Source organism: Cupriavidus sp. WGlv3 (genome assembly GCF_023952475.1).
In the GTDB taxonomy this organism is placed as follows: domain Bacteria; phylum Pseudomonadota; class Gammaproteobacteria; order Burkholderiales; family Burkholderiaceae; genus Cupriavidus; species Cupriavidus phytorum.
Genome location: NZ_JALHRX010000103.1, coordinates 1 through 1,174 on the forward strand (window position 1 = coordinate 1; position 1,174 = coordinate 1,174).

The 1,174-nt window shown below is 58.1% G+C and carries 1 pseudogene; it reads right to left on the reverse strand.

Features of this window, described 5'->3' with window-relative positions:
- Positions 1–19 precede the first annotated feature (19 nt).
- Positions 20–1,174 (reverse strand): annotated as a pseudogene (locus tag MKD38_RS30640) (IS3 family transposase); the annotation flags it as partial.

Below are 1,174 nucleotides of genomic sequence, written 5' to 3' on the forward strand. Positions count from 1 at the left end.
AAAGTTGGACAGTGATTGGCTAGGCTTGAGAGGGCTGAGTCCTGTACTTCACGGGACTCAGCCCTTTTAGTTTGAGTTTGATGCGGTCGTGATTGTAGTAGTGAATGTATTGGGCCAGGCCTTGCTGTAGTTCCTCGACGCTGGCGAATTTATTCAGGTAGAAGAATTCGGACTTCAGGGTGCCGAAGAAGCTTTCCATGGCGGCGTTGTCCAGGCAATTGCCCTTGCGCGACATGCTGAGACGGACGCGTCGCTTTTTGAGCATTCGCTGATAGGCCGGCATCTGGTACTGCCAGCCCTGATCGGAATGCAGTACGGGTCGATCCTTCGGGCTGAGGCGGCGGAACGCCTTCTTCAGCATATTCCTCACCATCTCGAAGGCGGGTCTGCGGGCAGTCTCGTAGGCGATGATCTCGCCGTTGTACAGGTCCAGCACCGGAGAAAGGTAGAGCTTCTCGCCGGCCACGTTGAATTCGGTCACGTCTGTTACCCACTTCCGATTCGCGCGTTTGGCGTGGAATCGCCGTTGCAGAACGTTGGGCGCGACACGGCCTACCGTGCCCTTGTAGGATCGGTATTTCTTTGGCCGGACCAACGACTTCAATCCCATCTCGCGCATGAGCCGCTGAACCGTCTTGTGGTTGACGATCGTGCCGGTTTGCCGGATCGCCGCCGTGATGCGGCGGTAGCCATAACGGCCCATGTGTCGGGCGAACAGTTCGCGAATGCGCGTTTTCAGCTCCGCATACTTGTCCTCGGCCTGGAGCACTGCCTGCTGGTAGTAGAAGGTGCTGCGCGCCAGCCCCGCCACCCTCAGCAAACCGGCCAATGGATACTGCTGCCTCAGCTCAAGCACTATTTGCGCCTTTTGGGTTGCGCAGATGTCTTGCTCGCTTGAACCAAGGCGTCGAGCTTTTTTAGGTACGCGTTCTCCATGCGCAGGTAGTTCAACTCTTCAAGGAGTTCCTCGCGTGTGCGCGTGCGGTCGTCTGAAGACCGCGATGGCTTTGTCTTGGGAGTCCGTTGTGGCATCTTGCTGGGCCGCCGTCCCTTAGGCCGAGGCGTCAGAGCTTCTAAACCCCCAGCATCATACTGGCGTTCCCACACGCCAATGGCGCCGATATTGCGAATGTCGAACAGCGCCGCCACTTCCCGGTGCGACAAGCCTTGGCGG